A 19,202-nucleotide genomic window follows, 5' to 3' on the forward strand; every position below is an offset into this window, starting at 1 on the left:
TTACTATTCTGTTTCTAAAACAGGTATCCATTTTCTAAGATTTAAAGGGTCCAATTTGACTCTAAAAATTTAATTTGCTTTATTAATTGGTGTACTCTCAATTGATCTATTCCATTTTACTAAGCTAATTATTCTGATTTATTCTAAATTAGATTATGTTAATCAAATTATTCGATTCTTAACACCGTATTTTGTAGATATTTCATGGTACCTTTTTGCCAAATCCATTTGATAACGCTTTGAAGGTGCAAAAGAGCTGGAAAAAAGTTTTTTATATTCTAAAACCAGTTCGGGAAAATGATTCTCCAAAAATTGGTAGTATAACATCTTGCAGTCATATGGACCATCACCATAGAGAGTCAAGCCTGAAAAAATAATATATTCAGCCCCACGAATCTTCGCAGATTTTATCATGGCCTCCAGATCTTCACTGGAATCTGAAAGGAATGGTAAAACCGGCATGTTGATAATTCCAACTTTAAAACCTGCATCACTGCATTTTTTCATGGTTTCAAGACGTTCCATTGGACTGGGGGCTCCAGGCTCCAGTATGCTGGCCAGTTTCTCATCTAACGTGGAAAAAGAAAAGGATATTAAGACCCCACATCCCAGCTTCTCCTTGAGATCATCTGGTAAGATTGCATCCCGATTTATTTCTTCTAAAACATCCAGATCTCTCAAAATTAAACTGGATTTAGTGCAAACATGAACAGGGAACTTGTAGCGCTTGATCAAAAAGAGAATTTCACGTGTTACCCCTAAATTTCTCTCAATTGGAGGATATGCTTCTGCAGCAGATCCAACAACTATGAACCCACGTTCAGCCCTTCGTATCCTGTTTTTAAGCTGACGTTTGAGCATGGAAACTGCATTTGCCTTCAAAGCCACTTCAGATCCATGGTCTCCCCCGTACTTGCTGCCGCGTGTGTAACAATAAATGCAGTTAAATGGACAGCCAGCATATGGGTTAAGTGTGTAATTCCCCAAAAACCAGTCATCACGTTTTTTGTGTTTGTTAAGTATTGATGTGACCTTAATTTCATTTAGCACTTCATCCACCTATACGCTTATCAACAACTAATTGAATATTTTATAATAATATAGAACTAACCTTCTATCTACATTTATCATCAACTTTTTAAATTTATTTTAAAAAAAGTTAAAAAAATAGTTTAGTATATTTTTTAAAAATTAAAACGTAGTTTTATAGTTTTAAAACTTTTACTAAATTTATGAAAATACTAAATTTATAAAAAAAACTTTAATTTACTGGAATAGCTGGAAATAAAAATTGGAAACGATTCAAAATGGAAATACAAAATTTAATGCATGAAATCAGAGAAGATGCCATTGAAAAAATGGAGAAAAAATCACCCTACGACTTAGCAGCCAGCTGGTCAGGAGAAGATCTACTCTACTCCGGAGTAGGAAATGCAATTTTTATAGTACTGCCAACTTCAGGATGTGCCTGGGCTCTTTCAGGTTCAGGAGGGTGTACAATGTGCAGTTACGTTGCAGATTCACCCCTTGTGGATGTTGAGGCAGATGTGCTCGTGGATATATTCAAAAAATGCATGGCAAAACACGAAATAGAGAAGAAAACCACTGTCAAAATGTTCGTATCCGGAAGCTTTCTAAACGAAGCAGAAGTTCCAAAGGTCGCAAGGGACGAGATTTTAGGGATTCTAAAAGACGAAAAACATGTTGAAGAGGTTGTTGTTGAATCAAGACCAGAGTACGTAACAGAAGAAGTTCTTAAAGAGTGCAGCGAAGCACTTGGAAACAAGTTATTCGAGGTAGGGATGGGACTTGAAACCTCAAATGACTACACAAGAAAATACAAGATAAATAAAGGATTCACAAGGGAAGACTTTGAGCAAGCAGTTCAAATCATCAAAAAGCTGCAGCCAGAGTACAATGTGCATGCAAAGGCATACCTTTTTGTAAAACCAATTTTAACATCTGAAAATGCTGCAATTGAAGAGGCTGTTGAATCAGCACGGTATGCAGAAAGTGTTGGAGCCAGCAGAATTTCATTTTGTCCTGCCACAATTCATAAAGGAACATTGATGGAACTACTCTGGAAGCAGGGTTCTTACCAGCCTCCATGGATATGGAGTGTGATTGAAATTATAAAAAGGGTGCGCAGTTCTGTTAAAATTCCAGTTATAATGGATACAGCAGCATTTGGAACAAGACGAGGACCTTATAACTGTAAAAAATGTAACTCCAAACTGAAAAGTATGATAATTAAGTCCAACCTTGAGCAGAACATTCCAAAAGAGTTTGAAGATTTTGAATGCGACTGTAAGGAAAGATGGGTTGTTGATGTGAAATTTTCAGATGTTACAAGGTCAACAACCAATTTAAACAGACGAAGATAAACTAAAATGAACAAAAAAAGTAAATAAATTTTTTTATTTTTGATTAGTTTATTTTAGAAAAAATGTAAGAAATATATTTGATAGATCTTATCAAAAATCCAATATTTATTGATAATATCGGATTCACTATCTAACAGAACATTCTTTTAAAAATATTACCAACACTATTTTAATATTTATTTATAATTCTCTTTCCATGAATATGATGGTTATTTCGGTCCCATGATCCATATCAAAAGTGAGTAGTCCTTCAATCTGTTCCACCAAACCCCTTACTAATGTTAATCCAAGCGTATCACTTTTTTTGACGTCAATATCTGCAGGGATACCCACACCATCATCTTTAACCTTCAATATACAATTATCATCTTCTTTTTTGAAAACTATTTTTAATGTACCTTTATTATCTGCGGGGAATGCATATTTAAGACAATTAGAAATAAGTTCATTTAAAATAAGTCCCAGAGGTACTGCCGTGTCCACGTCTAGTTGAATATCCTCAACTGCCATCTCAAGTTTTATATTGCTCGTATCCACTGCATAGTTTCTGAATAAATCCGTTGTTAAGCTCCTTGTGTATTCTCCAAAGTTTATATTTTTGAGGTCTGAAAAACCGTAGAGGCGCTCGTGTATGAGTGCCATTGAATTTGCCCTATTTCTACTTTCCTTAAGTATATTACGTGCTTTTTCATCTTTCACGTATCTGGACTGCAGGTTGAGTAGACTTGAAATTACCATCAAATTATTTTTAACACGGTGATGTATTTCCTTCATTAGAAGTTCCTTCTCTTCCAGAGCTTTCTGGGCATTCTCTTCTGCTATTTTAGTTCTGGTGATGTCAGTCAATGAAACCAGATGCCCCAGAAATGAATTGTTGCCGTGAAGAGGTTTGATTTGCACATCCAGCCAGCAGTGTTGCGAACCTAAACGTGTTTCATAATGTTTACGAGTCTCTTCATCAGGAATTACGAAATCTTGAACATTTTTCATCACTGAATCTGCACTCTGACCCAAAACATTACCCTCTAAACCTAAAAGCTTTCTTGCTGCAGAATTTGTTTCTACAATTCTATTTTTAGCATCAAAAACAACAACAGCTCCACTCATATTGTTAAAGATTGCTGTGTGAGCAACAGGCATTATATTCAAAAATCGAAACCTGAAAATGCTCCAGGCAGATACAAGTCCGGTTATAAAGAATGCAATGGGTGTTGGATCCACACCGGGGTCGGGAAAAAGATCTGCAAGATAAACCGCATTTAAAAGAAGTGGTACCATCGCACCCACAAGCAGAAGTCCAGCTTGATACCTGTATAAACCCGGAGAGTTGATTACAGTCTGGAAAAGCAGGATCATTCCTATGATCATGAGTGTGTACGAGTAGATCACGTTGATCCATGCACCCATTCCATGGTCGTAAACAAACACCGTACCTGAAGCTGTTGATACAGTAGTTACATGGGGCCATATAAGGCCATACCACTGGTTGGTAAACACCATCACAAGTACAGCAAATGGTATAACCATCAAAAGCAGTAATCGTGACTTTGTAAGCCATCTCTCATTTTGAGTATATGTCAAGGCAAAAAGAAACCATAAAGGAGCTATGATGACCACACCAATATAACTCATCTGCGACCAAAAGATGTTTGATGCAACATTCACAGTCATAACTTCATTTATCCCACAAAATGACCAGAAAGCAACTCCCAGAAGTGCCAGAGATATATAAGACGCACCAGGAACTTTTCGCCTTTTCCAGGTGTAAAACGTTAACAACAAAGCGATTAATGAAGATAACGCAAGGATAATAACATAAACTATATAACTGTCGTTCATTTTTCCTCCATATGAATATTAACTGTGCTAATTGTTAAAAAAACATTGAAAAGATTAGAAATTCCGGATCTTGATCTTAATTTGCCTTTTACCATAAAACATCTCCATTTAAAATTTCAGAGAAATTTTCCTAATGAAAAATATAAAAAAATACCTAATCCCACTAGATCTTCATGAAATACTTATTCGTTATTAAATCTTGAATATAAATAATATTAAAAACTTTTCTATTTCTTTCACGACCATCTTGCTTTTTAAAAAGAAATTTGTATCCAAAACAAAGTATTTTAATCCAAAACTTTTTTAAATAAAAAGGGTAATTTATAAAATTAAAACTAAATTGGGAACCGAATATTAAAACTTAAGAATTAAAACTTAGAGTAGAACTTAAAGATTAAAACTTGAAAATAGGAACTTGCGATTTAATAAGAACTAAATTTTTCAGTGATAACAGACAATAGTTTAACAATGCAAACCCCTGATAAAATTACACAAAAAACTGGGTCCCAGACCAGTCTTCTTGAATTTTTGATGGCTCTTGGAAAGGCCTTGATTTCAGCTGGTATTTCAGTGGTGGATATAACCTCAATTTTAGAACGTATTGCCTGCGCATACAAAGTAAAAGCTGAAGTACTGATTTTTCCCACCGTACTGCTTGTAAAGCTTGGTGAAACTGAATCCGCACCTCTAAGCGCAAGCAATCAGAAACCTGGTTTAATACCTTTAAATCAAGTTTCAGAGATCTACAAATTAATTTATCAAGCTGAAAATGCGGAAATTTCTCCGGAAGATGGTAAAAAACGTTTGAAGCAGATATTAACTGAAAAACATCGTTTCGGCTCCATTGGAACAATAATCGGTTACACATTGTTTTCAATAGGTATTGGGATGTTGATGCGGTTTTCACCAGAACAAATCCTAGTTTCAGGTGCTTTCGGAGTTATAGTGGCATTTTTAATTTTATTTGGTGAGAACCAGACCAAAGTCTCACTTTTACTCCCTGTAATTGCTGCTCTCATTGTTTCTTCATTGTTCTTCTTGGGTATGAAAGAGGGATTTCTGACCGGTACATTTATTATGTTAATTCCTGCACTCGCCTACTTCCTGCCTGGAGCTATCCTCACAACTGGAATGTTTGAACTGGCATCTGGTGAGATTATCTCCGGTGCAAGCAGGGTTATCTCAGGTGCTGCAATCCTCCTTTTACTACTTTTTGGATTGATTGTTGGACTTGAAATAGCTGGACTTCCTCTGCAGCAGCTCATGTTCATTAGCCCATCCAATACCTCCATTTGGTGGATTCCTTACATTGGAGTTTTAGTTTTTGGGGTTGGAATGTACCTTTTCATGTCTATAGAAAGAAGAGATATGCCATGGATCATTTTAATCCTTTATATAGCTTTTATGGGGGAACAAGTTGGTAATCACTTTGTAGGAGGATTTTTTGGAGGTTTTCTGGGTTCGCTGCTTATGGCTGTGAGCGGAACATTAACCGAGAGATATGACCATGGAACTCCAGGTTTCATTTCTATATTACCTGCTTTTTGGATACTGGTTCCCGGTTCTCTGGGTTTTATAAGTCTGGCCAGTCTTGTGGGACAAAACTACCCGGCAGCAATTAACAATGCTTTACTTGTTACAATGACCATTGTGGCAATTTCACTGGGATTGCTGGTGGGTAGAGTTCTTACTGAGCCTTTAAAAGTAGAAAAATAATATAATTGATATAATAAAATAAATTTTTTAATAAATTTAAAGATTTAATATAACTTTAAAGACCATGAAAAGGAGGTTGGAGGGTAAGAATTTTGGACTAATTTGGCAGTGGACTACTTATAAAAGGAGCAAAATATCGTTTGGAGGTTTATTCAGGATTATCTGCCAATATTTAGTCCAGTTTCTCATCTTACCCTCCCATATTAATTCTTAAAGAATTCATGACATTTAAATCACTTAGATCATCATATTATTTGGACAGTCCAACGTATTTGAATTTTGTTTTTAATCAGATCATGTTCCCTCCAAAACCCTAAAAAAAGGGTTTAAATTAATTAAACCTTTGTTCAATTATTCTACCTTTCCATCAGAAACTCTGATGATTCTATCAGCAATTTTTGCCACATTAAGATCGTGTGTTACCATTACAATGGTTACCCCTTCCTTCCTGTGTATGTCCTTTAAAAGTTCGAGGATCACTTCTCCTGTTTTTGAATCCAAAGATCCTGTAGGTTCATCTGCAAGTATTATGGAAGGGTGATTGGCCAGTGCTCTGGCAATGGCCACCCTCTGTCTTTCACCACCTGAAAGTCTGGTTGGAAATTGATTCAATTTGTTTCCTAAATTAAGTGATTTCAGAAGGTCCAATGCTCTTTGAACCATTTTTTCATCATCAAGAGGCGTTCCTAACATGGGGATCTGCACATTTTCAAGTGAAGTAAGGTTGGGTATCAGGTTGTGGAACTGGAATATGAAACCTATCTCCTGGGACCTGATCCGACTAAAATCTTTGTTCTTCATCAGATCATGTCCGGCTACTTTGATGGAACCTTCATCAGCATGATCAAGAGCCCCTATCATATTAAGAAGGGTTGATTTCCCGGACCCTGAAGGTCCCATAACAGAAATAAACTCTCCTTTTTTTATTTCAAGGTTTATACCATCCAGTGCCCTTATTCCGCCATTATCATATCCCCTTTTGACACCGCTCATTTCAATTATGTTCTCATCATTCATAGCGCAACGCCTCCGTTGGTGATAATTTAGAAGCTCTGTACGCTGGGTATAATCCTCCTAAAATTCCGAGTAGTAATGCCACTCCAATTGCTTTTAAGAAGAGTTCAGCTGAGAATGCAAGTTGAATGTTGGGTATGAGATTGGAAATACTTAGAAGCTCAACAGCACCTACACCAATAATAAGCCCTACTATGGATGCCATTACCGTGATAATAACAGATTCTCCCAGTATCATAGTCATGACTCTTTTATTGGTCCATCCAACAGATTTGAGAACTCCTATTTCTCTGGTTCTTTCAACTACGGATTTTATCATGATAATCAGAACGATTACCCCACTTATAAGTACCGCCAGGAGTGAAATTGCCCATGCTCCGGTGCTTATGGTTTCAAGTCCGTTGTTCATTCTACCCATCGATGCCATGGATTTTGTGTTTGATAAATCAGGATAAGCCGCTTCTATCTTGTTAATTAGATTGTCTGAGTCTTGGGTGTTGTTAGCTTTAACCATGATTGAAGATACTGTTCCAGTGCTGTTGGTAATGTTTTGAAGGGAACTTAGTGACATGAATACGCCACCATCCTCCATGAAATTACCTGTTTCATAGATACCCACAATTTTAAAGGTTTGATTGGATATGCTGAGTGTATCCCCCACTGTTTTGTTCATGGTTTTAGAAGCAGTTGTACCAATTATTACCTCATTTCCAGTAGAATATGTGGAACCGTTAGTAATTACCGCGTCGGCAAGTGATAGTTTGCTTCCATCAATTCCTATTGCATTAACTGGCATCTGAGAACCATTAATGGTGAAACTGCTTTGTAAAGCTCCTACTGCATCTTCAACACCTGTTATTTTCAGGACATCTTCAACACGCGTTTGATTTATGGTTCCTCCACTACTGGAATTTTGACTCATCATAGCTGAATCAGGACCACCTTGCCCTCCCGAACCTCCTGTAGAACTCGCTGAAGTTAGTGTAAAATCAGCCGCTCCGGCCGTAAGGGTTTTTTCGGTGGATGCTGTCAGACCATCACTTACCAGACCCAACCCCACTATCGCAGCGATCCCTATGGAGATCCCCAGTAGAGCCAGGAATGTCCTTGATTTATTTCGGAATATGTTTTTTAGAATTAAGTTTATGAACTTCATAGCTCCCTATCTAAAATAACATAAAAAGTAGTTTTTCCCATATTGGACCCAAATCTATACCAAATAACACCCAATTACTTATAAAAGTTGTAAAATAAGGTATTGATTTAGATATAAAAGATCTATCCATTATTTTCTGAAATAATTTAAAAAAATAGGAATAGTCGATTAATTTAGTTGAATTAATTGTAAAGAATTATATAATATACTTGATAGCAGCTTGATAAAATAATTATTTTAAAAATTAAGATTTAATTTAAATCTAAAATCTAAATAAAAATAAATCAAGATATCATTTTTGGAATATTGCCTCTGTAATCTGACCCATAAATCTTATCTTATTTATTTTGAGATTAATTTCCTTTAATCCTGCTTTTTGCATTAATTTCTTAATTTCACTTGTAGACATGCCATGATTATCTGCAATTGGCTCTCGGATATAAATTTTTCCTCCATCTTTTAATTTTTGAATAAGAACTTTTAATATATCTCCCCTTAAATCAGACTCTATATCATGCAGTACGTAATGAATTATAATCGCATCATAAGACTCATCTGGAATATCCACATTATCAATTTTTCCAAATTTAAAATTTACGTTAGGATATTTATTCATCGTTTTTTTGATAATATTCATCCATTTTCGGGATATATCAACACATGTTAAATGACCTTCTCCTTTTAAAAGAATTTGAGCCACATGTCTTGAAAGAGCACCTGACCCTGAGCCATAATCCAAAATTTTCTCATTTCCATTCAGATTAAGGCTTTTTGCATAGTTTTTGTAAAAAGGACTACCAATTGAGTAGCATACTGCAACTGTGAAAAATACTTCTGTTGAACCGGGTTCTTCAAATTTCATAAGTAATCATCTGATTCATACCATAAAAAATATGTTATAACAAAAAATGTTAACTCAGTAAGTCTAATATTCATAAAACTTTAACTAATTACAAACATACAATTATTAAAATATATTTAAAATAATTAAATGACTTTTTTATGCTTGAAATAGATTATAATAAACATCAACACGGTATTTAAAGGGGGTATTAACCTGATTGGAATAAGCGCGGATTTTGACCCAGTCCACAAAGGGCACGTTAAATTAATAGATAAAGCCAGACAACTGGCAGATAAAAAAGGCGACGAAGTTGTCATCTACCTCAACAAGGGTTACAGTGCCAATCATGCACCATTTTTTGCAAACTTCAATGCAAGAAGCCGCATGGCACTTGAAGCGGGAGCCGATAGAATTGTACCAATCGAAGGGTTACATCACAGGCTCACCCTGGCATATACAGTTCCAATAAGGATAGCAATGATGATAGAAGATGGTGTAGTGGATTACGTTGATGCGGCAGATGTTTCAACGGATAAAATAAAAAAATATTCATCATCTTTTGCGAAAAAAGGAATATTCAGCGGTATACCTCGAAATTTACCTAACAGAAATGTTATACGCTGGTTTGCTGTGAACGAGTTTCTATACAAAAAATACAACAGAAAGCTCAAGTTCCATATAATACCAGAGTACAAGATCCATGGTGAAAAAATTTCAGGAAGGTTCATAAGGCGTGAAATAATCGAAAATAACATGGAAATACCTGAAAGTGCAGCCAAACTTCTTCCAGACTCAACTGTCCAGATATTAGAAGAAGAACTAAAAAAGGGCAACATACCCGGTGAAAGGAATATAACTGTCTTGACAAAAAGGCTTAATACTTATTCCCGGGCAAAAATGATTAACATCGCCCATATGAACGCTGATGCTGTGAGTGCACTTGTAAAAGGTAGGAAATACACAAACGAGGATCAGATCTGGGCTTCATTAAGGATGGCTGGTTACGGCCCTGTTCTTACAAGGCTCGTAATAAGCGCTGCTGAGGAAGATGTAACTCGCAGAGAAGTTTTTGACCTCATCAAAAAGTATGAAAAAGACGGGATCATCCCACCAGACCAGAAAGTCGAAAATGTCATTGAGAGGGCATGGTTTGTGGCATCAAAGTCTGATGAGGGAATGCCATCTTCCGATGCACATAAAATGTTCAGAAAAGGAGTTAGGATCCATGAAAAACCCCTTTACACTTTCGATGGGGGTATGCATCTCAGGAGCTTTGAAATTCCATCTTTAGAAGATGGTATGGATGCCACACTTTACGTGGATAAAAATGATAGACTCTGCTGTGATGTGCGTGCAAAGGATCGTAAGATAAAAAGTCCACTTAAGCTACCAGCCAAACTTGTAACTTATCTGAGGCTTCTTATTGACTCTCAGTTCATCCCCCTAAGCGCTCAGCTAGTTGAGAAAGAGGAAGGTTGGAGAATTAGAGTATTTGTTGGGGATTATAAAAATTAATGGAGATTGAACTTTAATTAATCTCCAATGAAATCTTTTTTTATTATCTTTAATTTTAGAACTGACATGATTTCATATATTTAAATCCTGTGATGAATTCCTCGAACTTATCCTTTGTTCTGAATTTTTCTATGGGTTTTTGTTCCTATGCTCAACTACAGGGCACATCCAGTCCTTACAAAATGTCATGACCATCTTTCCGCTATCTGTGGTTATGTAAAGTCTCCAGCAGTCACTGTTTTGTGGTTTGAATCTAATATCAACGATAGTCTTACCAATAAGCTTCTGAAGAGCTTCTTGACATTCCTGCATATGCTCGTTGATTTCCAAATGACCGTCCCCTTTCTTAATGCCCAAATTCTATAATTATAGACCTAAATTCTAGATCTGTTAATTGTATTGATTCCAGTAGGATTATTTTGTCTCTTAAAAGTTATAAAATTTACTATGAACGTATTATGCCTCAAACATTCCAAAAAATTCTATTTTAGGTTCTGAAACTGGATAATGTTAAATTAGAAAAACCAAGATAATTTAGGATAATTCAAAACATTATAAGATTATAGGATTAGATTATTAGTTTGATTTAGGAAATTGTCCCAAAAACTTTAGGAGTTATAAAATTATTATACAATTAAGTATTCACTCAATTTTCAAATATTGTTCCATTTAACAAAGTCTCATTAACTCATTAATCTTTTCTAATTTTCAGTTCTAATTCCAAGAGGTTTCCCAAGAAAATAGAAAGTTTAAAGTACTATAAATTAATATGTTATTACCACAACAGTTGAACATGGTTATGTCTAGTTCCAGTATTTAGAAGAGGATAAAAGTAATCAGTCTTCATAGAAACTGTAAAACACATCTCTATAATTTTCCAGTTTCTTTTCATGTTTACCCTCTTTATTTGAGAGTAATTTAAAAAATTCAGATGTTGCCCTGCTCATCATGGGATTTGTATGTTCAGAAACCACTTTCACAACCTCCATCATCTCCTGAGCACGTCTTTCAGCATGAAATGTACTGCTTATTATTCTGGACATTGCAGATTCCTTGAAACCAGGGCATTCAGTTTCAGATATGCATTCAAGGAGCATTTCATCAACTCCCATTTTATAAGCCACCAAAAGAGTTTCAAAAAGCAGAGCCGAAACTCCCTTGGTGTATGCACTTCTAAGCATCTTTATAGCAGAAGCTTGACCAATTTCATGACTTATAACTTCTATATTCATCCCATAACCGTTGAGCTTTGCAAAACGCTCTGCACCGCTGCCTGATGCAATGATCTTAACATCCAACCCTTTTTTTACACTCCCTATTAACGATGCATCAACAGTTTTACCTTTTTTTATAAACCCAAGTGCTTCTTTAACCCTTTGGGGTGAAATGTTATTTACATCCACATAAACACCATTAAAATGTTCTCCAACTTCCTTTGCAACTTCAACAGCGCTGGATGGAACAACTGCAGATACGATGATTTCTGATATTTCTGCAACTTCTCTATTGGTTTTGCAACGATTAACACCAACTTTATCTGCAAGATCTCGTGTTCTTGAACTTCTACCCTCAACACAAGCGCAAACATCCACTCCGTTGCGTATAAGTCCATCACTTAATGTTGATGCAACTTCTCCAAATCCTAAAAATCCCACTTTCATAGATACAACCCCAAATATCTGGATAAATGTTAATTTGTATTTGATTTTGATTGATTTTGAATTTAAGAATATTAAATAAGTTCGGTTAACATGCCATTAATTGAACTCAAATATAGATTAAATTCCTGTAGAATATTATTCCCGTAAAATTATTTAAGTAGATTTTATTCATCAGAGATTTCCATCAGTAGGTTATATCTCATTAAAATGAATAATTACTAAAAATGGATAAAAATTAATTTTTAGAGGCATTGAGCATTAAAACCACATTATCACCCTTTTCCACGCCAATATCCCTTGCAACAGGGTCGCATTTAGCGTTCAAAAGGGAAAATACTGGTTTTTCCTTGAGATACATCTCTCCCAAGCCTTCGTAGTTTCCAAGGCCCTTGGCTATGACCATATCTGCCTTATCAAATATTTCCTTGAATTTAGATGATACATCCTCATAGATTACACCTACAGAGTCCGTACCTGTAGTTATGAGCTCTGCAACCTCTTCCAAACCGATACCGAGGGCATCTTCCAGGCATGCATCGTTTAAAATTGGTTTTTCTTTAAGAGCTACTGTAACTTCCACCCCATATTCGTGGAGTTTTTTTATGAGTAACTTATCAAATACTATCTCCCCTATGTTGTCTGCAAGGTACAAAACAGTTTTAGCCTTTTCAAGCTCATTTTCAAGCTCTTTGGAGTTGTTTACCCCAAAACCTTTTTCCATGGTTTTAATTAGGATGCCTTCCATGTCTGAGTCCAGCCCCATTGCACCGAAGTCTATGACATTGCCTGCTATTGCTGCTTTTAGGTAACTTTCAAGCCCGTTTTGATCCTCCACTATTTTTTCAACCCTTGGAAGGAATTTCAGGGCTATTTCATTGCAAATTTCCCTTTGATAACTGTATGGATCCTTGTTTCCAGTTTCTTTCTTTATGGTTCTGTGTATCTCTGTTCCAATCACGTTGGAAGCTGCACCCCCGTGGAAATTTTTACACACTATTTTTGTGACCTTCTCTGTAACATCCATTTTCAATGATTCATCGTTTGTTGCAAGATCAACTGCTTCTCTTGCCTGTCTTAAGAAACATGCTGCGCATTCGTAGTGAACTTTCATATTATCTCCTTAAATACTTAATCCATTTATATAAATCTTTATTTTGACTTATTTTTGTTTTTTTCTCTGGTTTTTATAAAATTTTTATAGTTTCTATATTTTAAATTTAGGTAGTTTGTATTTTGTACAACTCCAAATCCAATACACTTGGAAATCATTTACAACTTGGAAATCCTGAAAATCCAGTTTAATCTGTAAATTTTTAATCATTTAATATATTTTGAAATTTTGATTTGGGATATGAATCTTAAAGAGAATTTGTTGGAATTGGGGATAAACACAGAATAAGAATTATCAGCATAACCAACGCCATAATTTTTCTGCCCCTTGTCAATTTTGAAGCATTATCAAGTGCTCCAGGATGCTTTTTAGTAAAAAAGAGTATTAAAAACATTAGTATGGCCATTGTTATCCATCCAAGAACCACTGTTACCACTATACCCATCATAGATATTATCTGGTGAGTCTTACCATCGAAAAGCGACCTTGAGATGTGTCCACCGTCTAAGAATGATACAGGCATCAAATTGAGCATAGTCACTATTATACCAACCCACGCAGCAAATAGAACAGGGTGAATCTGCAGCATGTAACCTGCAGGTACAGTTGGTGCCAAGAAGTACATAAATATGGCCATTAAAGGTGGTGGGTTGAACATTCCAGCCCCTGAATCTATTGGAACCACCGTTGATAATAAAATTCCAGTTATGAGGACAGGAATTGTAACGATGATCCCTGCAATCGGCCCGCTGAACCCAAGATCGAAAAGGGCATTTTTATCAGGAATAGGTGATTTAACATTTATAACTGCCCCAAATGTCCCGATAAGAGTGGGTGCAGGTACGAAGTAAGGTAAAGTTGCTTCAACACCATGTTTTCGAGCTGCAAAAAAGTGAGCACTCTCATGAACCCCCAATATACTCAAGATTGCTATCGAAAATGCTACACCACTCCATATGTTCTGGTTTCCAACCATGTAACCTGCATAGATGGTGGTTGCAACGGTTACAACAAAAAGAACTATATTTATGTAAATATTGGATTTTCTCTTTTCAGGTTTTTCAGCTATCCCTATTCTGTAATTTTCCCCATAAGGCTCCATAAATGGAATGTAACCTATTTCAGCCATATCCTGGATTAACCAAGAAAATTTATCGTGATCATAGTCGTAAATGACAAAATAAGAACCTTCTTCAGTAGAATGAAATCCCTCTACCTGAAAGTAATTTGAGATGTTCTTCTCAATGAGATCGAAGTTTTCCACATATACACATCCCGACTTATTAAACATTTTAAGAAGTTTGTTAAAATTAAAATATTAAATTTAAAACACCTTATTTAAGTTGAATATGAATCCCTCAAATAACTGGGGTACAATGTTGGAGTTAGAATATTTCAATGAAATCCTTTAACTTCAAAATATCTTGATATTTAAACAGTGTTCAAAGAAGGGGAACACATTAACCACCGTATATAACCTGTATAATTTCAATTGTGTCCCCGTCAGCAACTGGCTCTTCTTCTATAACGATGTAATTGTTTTTTTTGACGACCACTGTTTCTGAGGGAACATCCATAATTTCAAGCATGTCTTTTACTGTTTGATTCTCATTTATTTCCCGGATCTCTGTATTTTCCCCTATGACTATTTTTACTTCCATCAAAATTCGTCTCCAATCCTTGAATTACTTCTGTTAAATTTTTTTAATTTTTATTAAGTTTTATGCCACTAACTAGTTCTAATAAACGTTCGTAAGTTTACATGTTTAATCTGTCAACAAACTTTAACAAAGTATCCTTGTTATTAGTTTAAGTTGTATTAATCTGTGATCTTATATCTTAACTTATTTTTTATATCATTAACATCATTTATAATAAAAATACATTTTTTATGATCAATCTTCGTAAAAATACATCTTTTACTTACACACTGGATATTGATTATATTATTGATTATACTCCATATTCCAATTTAAAAAGCGTTCAATTCTCATCCCAATGTTTAAGGAAGCTACAAGCCTTACAGAGATCACCTGAAGCAGGTTCGCCACAGTTTACACAGACCCCTGTACTGGATTCATTTGCAAACTCATTTTTTAGAACTGGTTTTATCTTCTCAAAACCACGCAGGGTTGAGTACATGATGGTTGGATGTTCCACAGAAAGATCCTTTATGAACTTGCCGATTTCAGCCCTGAACGACTCTCCCGCATAAGGACAACCTGCAAAGTGCACATCCATGCCCTTAGCCACAACATAAAGACCAATTTCCTTTTCGGGTATCTCACTTAATGGTTTTATCTTCACTGTGAACTCTTTGTTTCTTGACTCTGACTTTGGACCGATTCGTGTTAAATTTCGGATGTTTCCCTCAAGGTAATTCATGAGTATCGACTCAGTTTCATCGTCCAAATTGTGGCCTGTTGCTATTTTGGTGGCTCCTTCTTCCTTGGCTACCTTGTTGAGGAACCATCGCCTGAAAACTCCGCAGTACGTGCAGGGATGCCTTGAACGTGCAAGATCAGAATCTTTCTCAACTATATCATCGAGTGTTAGTCCAAAATAATCCTTAAAAGACACAATTCTATGTTTTACGCCTAATTTTTCAGCGTTACTTGCTGCGATGCGCACACCATCTTCCCTGTATCCGGTTATACCCTCATCAATTGTTACAGCAACCAGATCTATTATGTTCCTTTCTTTGAGTGAGTTAAGGATGTCCAGTAGCATGACGCTGTCTTTACCGCCTGAAAGTCCAAGGAGAACTTTATCTCCCTTTTCTATGAGTTTATATTTACGGATATCATGCAAAACTTTTTCTTTTGTGGTTTCTATGAAACACTCACGGCATAACTTCTGGCCAGACTGTTTTTTCTTTATGATAACATGAGGATTTCCGCATTTAGTACATACGTTCATTTTAATCTCCAAACTTGAAAATTAATTATTCTGAATTTGTTACTTTGAAATTAACTTTCTTAATTTAAATTATTTTAATTAAATTATTTTTAAATAGTTTAATAAAATATTATGAGAATTATATTTAAAAAAAATTAACTTATTGAAAATTTAGATTAACTATGAAAATTGGTATATTTAAATATAAAAATAATTAACATTTTTTTTTAGTAGAATTTCATAAAAATTAGGAAAAAATTTATAGAATTATTTTTTAATAACCTATTAAACAGCTCATTAAATCTATTAAGCTTATTAAACCTCATTAATATTTAATTAAATATGGGAAAATCTTGGACATAGTTCTTGCCAAGTTTAACGGCAATTTCAGCTTTTTGAAGTTCTGCACCCAGGTAGGTGGCATGTTCCATCCTTGAAATCAGCCCTCTTTTCAGTATTTCATCATAGAGTTTCTTGGCTTTCTTCCCAGTTATGGCTATTTGAGGTTCCATTTTAATGTAATGCACCGCAGTTATAAGGCCCTCTTCAACTAGGATCTTGAAGCTTCCTGCAGGGTCCTGAATAAACTTTGTGTCAATTTCACCTTCAACAATTGGAACATCAAACTCTTCGGTTATAACATCTGATTTACGTTTATCTTTCAGGACAAGAAGGTTTATACCCAGATCCTTCGGTATTGATCCCCTCTTTTTAGACAAGAACATCATATCTGAGGACACTGCAAGCTCCCGAACACTCCCCCTAGTCTTACCACTTTCTTCAGGGGTGAAAAGTACGCTGGCACCAAGTTCCATGGCTATACCTGCAAGTAGAGCATTCACACCCACTGAATCAGCATCTAAAAGTTCCGTAACATTCCCAATACCAAAAAAGACAGGTTCACTGTTTTTTTCTTTAAACTGACGGCATGCCATTATTGAATCCACAATGCTACTGCTATTGATAGGGTCGAGGATAAGGTCGGCGATCACATCGATTCCACTGCATTTTTCCCTCAGACTCTCAAGTGACTTAACACGTTCATCAACTGTACGGGGGACCCAGTTTTTGCGGTAATCTGTGGGCAGAATAACTGCAGGGATGTTTTTTCCCTTAAGAAGTGGTAAAACCTCTTCCACGTTGCCGTGATCCAGACTCAACACCATGTCAACCCTGGCTTCAATTGCTGCTTTTAATTCAACAGGGTTAAGGCTGTCTATACTCACTGGAACATCCAGATTTTCTTTTAGAATTTTTACCATGTGGGGAATTTTATTGTCTAGAGTTTCACCGGCAATCATACCAATATCCACCATGTCCGCCCCTGATTTCACGAAGTATTCTGCCCTTTTGAGCAGTTCGTCATCGGTTAAAAGGGGTGCGTTGGCTATCTCAGCAAGTACCCTCATTGGGAAATCTTCTCCAACTGGAAGTTTTCCAACCAGAATATTTTCAGGCTTTTTCAGGAGTTTTTTAGTTTTTTCCTCATCTTTTTCAAAGTCTTCTATGAACTGGAGGGCACGTTTTCGAAGCTCATCCTCGATTAATTTATCTGCAGGTGTTTTTGAGGATAATTCAAGTTTTTCAATCATTTCAAGAACTATCCCAAGATCAGCAGCATCTTTAGGCCCTTTATAAGTTGGAATACCAGTTTTTTCTTCCACGTAACTTACGTCTTTTCTTATGAGTCCCGGTGTTAGAATCATGTCAAATGATTTTGGATCGAAATTTGAAGCGTATTCTCCATTCAAATTTTCTAGATCATCTGTATTCTCATATGGAGTCTCATAGATCTTTTCATCTACCCCTTCTTCCAGATTCTCATCATGCTTTTCTTCACCCATTTTATCATGATTAAATTCATACTGATTTTCAATGTCTTTTAGCTCTTTAACTATCCTTTTAGGGGTTAAAAATGCAGCTATAGGTGTGTTAACCATATGAACGTAAATATCCTGTTCTGATTTAGCTGATTCCTTTTTTACGAGTTTGCTTGCCAATTTTCCTGTTACAATTAAAATTTTCATGAGCATGCCTCTAAACCTGAATTTTTATTAAGAGTAAATTTATTGAAGGTCTTGTAAAACATTTTTCATCATGTTTCTAACCCCAGTATATTATAAGAGTAGACCATATATCTTATAAGATCATTGACCAACACGTATATATATTACAATTTATAATGATTAACTATGAGGAATGGAGGTATAGCAGATGATTGAAATTCGCTTTCACGGACGCGGTGGACAGGGAGCCGTAACAGCAGCCGAGATATTGGCAAAGGCAGCCTTTGAAGATGGCAAATACTGTCAAGCATTCCCATTCTTCGGCGTTGAAAGAAGAGGCGCTCCTGTAATGGCGTTTTCAAGAATAGATGACCAGCCCATAAGAAGAAGATATCAAGTTTACAAGCCTAATTATGTAATAGTGCTGGACGACGGCCTTCTTGAAGTCGCAGATGTGTTCTCCGGAATTAAAGACGGAGGAAAAATAATTATAAACACCACAAGTGATGTAAAGACTGTTGACGGCGCAGAAGTCCAAAAAATTGATGCTACAGGTATAGCACTGGAAATTTTAGGTGTCCCAATCGTTAACACCGTTATGCTCGGGGCTTTTGCCGGTTTAACAGGCGAAATTTCACTTGAATCCCTGATAAAAATCATAAAAGAAACTTTCAGTGGAAAAATAGGTGAAAAGAACGCAAAAGCCGCTACAATAGCGTATAATAAAGTAAGAGAGGAATAAGATAACAATTAGCTAAGGATAATAAAATTGTGATAATTATCTAATGATTAGTTAATGTAACAAGGTGATTTCATGGTATCAATTGGAGCAGCTGTTAAAAAACCTGGAAGTACCACTAAAAATAAAACAGGTAGCTGGAGAACATTTAAACCAATTTTGGACAAGGAAAAATGTATAGAATGCGAAAATTGTGTTCTTTTCTGTCCGGAAGGCTGTATAAATAAAGAATATGACATAGACTACGACTTTTGTAAAGGGTGCGGCATATGCGCCGAAGAATGCCCTGTAAAAGCTATAAAAATGGAGAGGGAATAAT

The 19,202-nt window shown here is 35.8% G+C and carries 17 protein-coding genes; 5 read left to right on the plus strand and 12 right to left on the minus strand.

The genetic code is table 11. The features are described from left to right. Positions 1-162: 162 nt before the first annotated feature. Positions 163-1,050, minus strand: a complete 888-nt coding sequence (locus tag MSWAN_RS09330) for an SPL family radical SAM protein (protein ID WP_013826398.1) — start codon at positions 1,048-1,050, stop codon at positions 163-165. 257 nt (positions 1,051-1,307) lie between these two features. Between MSWAN_RS09330 and MSWAN_RS09335 the strand changes: the two genes are divergently transcribed. After that, entirely contained in the window at positions 1,308-2,384 is a 1,077-nt protein-coding gene (locus MSWAN_RS09335) for an archaeosine biosynthesis radical SAM protein RaSEA (RefSeq protein ID WP_013826399.1), read from the plus strand. 180 nt (positions 2,385-2,564) lie between these two features. Here the strand turns inward: MSWAN_RS09335 and MSWAN_RS12355 are convergent, their stop codons facing one another. Beyond that, positions 2,565-4,223 carry a sensor histidine kinase gene (locus MSWAN_RS12355; RefSeq protein WP_013826400.1) on the minus strand — a complete coding sequence of 553 codons (1,659 nt, stop codon included), beginning with the start codon at positions 4,221-4,223 and terminating at the stop codon, positions 2,565-2,567. Positions 4,224-4,691: 468 nt separating this feature from the next. Between MSWAN_RS12355 and MSWAN_RS09345 the strand changes: the two genes are divergently transcribed. Further along, positions 4,692-5,939, plus strand: a complete 1,248-nt coding sequence (locus tag MSWAN_RS09345; protein WP_013826402.1) for a threonine/serine exporter family protein — start codon at positions 4,692-4,694, stop codon at positions 5,937-5,939. Positions 5,940-6,290: 351 nt separating this feature from the next. Here the strand turns inward: MSWAN_RS09345 and MSWAN_RS09350 are convergent, their stop codons facing one another. The 3 genes from MSWAN_RS09350 to MSWAN_RS09360 form a co-directional block, all read right to left on the minus strand. Next, a complete protein-coding gene (locus MSWAN_RS09350) occupies positions 6,291-6,956 on the minus strand; it encodes an ABC transporter ATP-binding protein (RefSeq protein WP_013826403.1) in 666 nt (221 codons plus the stop codon). Beyond that, positions 6,949-8,109, minus strand: coding sequence for an ABC transporter permease (locus MSWAN_RS09355; protein WP_013826404.1), 1,161 nt, complete (start codon positions 8,107-8,109; stop codon positions 6,949-6,951). Before MSWAN_RS09355 ends, MSWAN_RS09350 begins: the two co-directional genes overlap by 8 nt. Positions 8,110-8,401: 292 nt before the next feature. Beyond that, a complete protein-coding gene (locus MSWAN_RS09360) occupies positions 8,402-8,971 on the minus strand; it encodes a class I SAM-dependent methyltransferase (RefSeq protein ID WP_013826405.1) in 570 nt (189 codons plus the stop codon). 204 nt (positions 8,972-9,175) lie between these two features. Here MSWAN_RS09360 and MSWAN_RS09365 point away from each other — a divergent pair, with 204 nt between their 5' ends. Beyond that, a complete protein-coding gene (locus MSWAN_RS09365) occupies positions 9,176-10,468 on the plus strand; it encodes an adenylyltransferase/cytidyltransferase family protein (RefSeq protein WP_227717017.1) in 1,293 nt (430 codons plus the stop codon). Positions 10,469-10,597: 129 nt separating this feature from the next. On the opposite strand, the gene MSWAN_RS09370 is transcribed toward MSWAN_RS09365, so the two are convergent. The 7 genes from MSWAN_RS09370 to MSWAN_RS09400 form a co-directional block, all read right to left on the minus strand. Next, positions 10,598-10,798, minus strand: coding sequence for a hypothetical protein (locus tag MSWAN_RS09370; RefSeq protein WP_144011578.1), 201 nt, complete (start codon positions 10,796-10,798; stop codon positions 10,598-10,600). Positions 10,799-11,304: 506 nt separating this feature from the next. Further along, the gene (locus tag MSWAN_RS09375; RefSeq protein ID WP_013826407.1) at positions 11,305-12,129 is read right to left on the minus strand and encodes a DUF1932 domain-containing protein; all 825 of its coding nucleotides are present in this window, start codon (positions 12,127-12,129) and stop codon (positions 11,305-11,307) included. A 235-nt stretch (positions 12,130-12,364) separates the two neighbouring features. Next, positions 12,365-13,240 carry a damage-control phosphatase ARMT1 family protein gene (locus tag MSWAN_RS09380; RefSeq protein ID WP_013826408.1) on the minus strand — a complete coding sequence of 292 codons (876 nt, stop codon included), beginning with the start codon at positions 13,238-13,240 and terminating at the stop codon, positions 12,365-12,367. Between the two features lie 247 nt (positions 13,241-13,487). Next, complete coding sequence (locus tag MSWAN_RS09385; RefSeq protein WP_144011642.1) at positions 13,488-14,504, minus strand: site-2 protease family protein; 1,017 nt, start codon at positions 14,502-14,504, stop codon at positions 13,488-13,490. A gap of 196 nt (positions 14,505-14,700) precedes the next feature. Further along, positions 14,701-14,901 (minus strand): MoaD/ThiS family protein, encoded by a 201-nt coding sequence (locus MSWAN_RS09390; protein ID WP_013826410.1) that lies wholly within the window; start codon positions 14,899-14,901, stop codon positions 14,701-14,703. Between the two features lie 322 nt (positions 14,902-15,223). Continuing rightward, complete coding sequence (locus MSWAN_RS09395; RefSeq protein ID WP_013826411.1) at positions 15,224-16,159, minus strand: TIGR00269 family protein; 936 nt, start codon at positions 16,157-16,159, stop codon at positions 15,224-15,226. Between the two features lie 311 nt (positions 16,160-16,470). Next, complete coding sequence (locus MSWAN_RS09400) at positions 16,471-18,165, minus strand: dihydropteroate synthase-like protein (RefSeq protein WP_013826412.1); 1,695 nt, start codon at positions 18,163-18,165, stop codon at positions 16,471-16,473. Between the two features lie 187 nt (positions 18,166-18,352). Between MSWAN_RS09400 and porC the strand changes: the two genes are divergently transcribed. Together porC and porD are read left to right on the plus strand one after the other, a co-directional pair. Continuing rightward, positions 18,353-18,886 carry a pyruvate synthase subunit PorC gene (porC, locus tag MSWAN_RS09405; RefSeq protein WP_013826413.1) on the plus strand — a complete coding sequence of 178 codons (534 nt, stop codon included), beginning with the start codon at positions 18,353-18,355 and terminating at the stop codon, positions 18,884-18,886. Between the two features lie 72 nt (positions 18,887-18,958). After that, positions 18,959-19,201, plus strand: a complete 243-nt coding sequence (porD, locus tag MSWAN_RS09410) for a pyruvate synthase subunit PorD (RefSeq protein ID WP_013826414.1) — start codon at positions 18,959-18,961, stop codon at positions 19,199-19,201. Position 19,202: the final 1 nt, after the last annotated feature.

It is taken from the genome of Methanobacterium paludis, assembly GCF_000214725.1.
Classification (GTDB): Archaea; Methanobacteriota; Methanobacteria; order Methanobacteriales; family Methanobacteriaceae; genus Methanobacterium_C; species Methanobacterium_C paludis.